This is a genomic window from Isoptericola sp. NPDC056134 (assembly GCF_042264825.1).
Taxonomy (GTDB): domain Bacteria; phylum Actinomycetota; class Actinomycetes; order Actinomycetales; family Cellulomonadaceae; genus Isoptericola; species Isoptericola nanjingensis.
Map to the genome: position 1 here is coordinate 1 of NZ_JBHJVM010000104.1, position 1,050 is coordinate 1,050.

The 1,050-nt window shown below is 65.8% G+C and carries 1 protein-coding gene; it reads left to right on the top strand.

The window, feature by feature from the left end; translation table 11 throughout:
• Positions 1 to 261: 261 nt before the first annotated feature.
• Positions 262 to 1,050: MFS transporter (locus ACFCZN_RS21580; RefSeq protein WP_430558132.1), on the top strand; the 789-nt coding region annotated here is incomplete at its 3' end.

Consider the following 1,050-nt stretch of genomic DNA (forward strand, 5'->3'; position numbering starts at 1 on the left):
GTTCTCGAGCTCGTCCTCGATAACAGCCTCGGGCTCGGCGGCGGACGGCAGCACGCCGCAGGGGCTCAGGCCGAGGTCGACAGCCACCTCTGTGGTAGAGTTCCTTCTCCGCTCGAACGATCGAGGATGGCTTGCGCGCCCACAGGTGTGCTTGTCCGAGGCTTGAAACCTCCGGCTTCAGTTGTCTATGAATCCGGAGGTTTTTTCATGCCTGCTGTCCAACTCGACCCTCGTCGCTGGTGGGCCCTAGCCGTCATCTGCATGACGCAGCTCGTCATCGTCCTCGACGCGACGATCGTCAACGTCGCGCTGCCGAAGGCACAGTTCGAGCTCGGGATGTCCGACGCCGAACGCCAGTGGGTCGTCACGGCCTACGTCCTCGCGTTCGGCTCTCTGCTCCTGCTCGGAGGGCGCATCTCCGACTTCTGGGGGCGCAAGCGCAGCTACATGATCGGGATGTTTGGCTTCGGGGCGGCGTCCGTGGTCGCCGGCTTTGCTGACAGCGCCGCTCAACTGATCATCGCCCGAGGGGCACAGGGCGCCTTCGCCGCACTCCTCGCGCCTGCTGCGCTGTCCATGCTGACGGTCGCGTTCACCTCGGGCAAGGAGCGGGCCAAGGCGTTCGCCATCTTCGGGATCGTCGCAGGGACAGGCGCGACCATCGGTCTCGCGATGGGCGGCGTGCTCACCGAGTACGCCGGATGGCGCTGGTGCCTGCTCGTGAACATCATCTTCGCGGTCCTCGGCATCGTGGGTGCTGCACTGTTCGTTCGAGAGTCCCGGCTGAACGGCGACCACGGGCATGACCTGCTGGGGGCGGTCCTGATCACTCTCGGATTCGGCAGCTTCGTCTACGGCCTCACGCTCTCCGAACACGGCTGGGGATCGGCCGACACGATCCTCTTCCTCTCTGTCGGCCTGGTGCTGATCGCGCTGTTCCTCGTCGTCGAGTCGAAGACGAAGTACCCGCTGCTGCCGCTGCGCATCCTGCGGAACCGCACCCGGGCCGGCGCGTTCCTCGTCCAGGCGTCCGTGGGCGCCGTCTACATC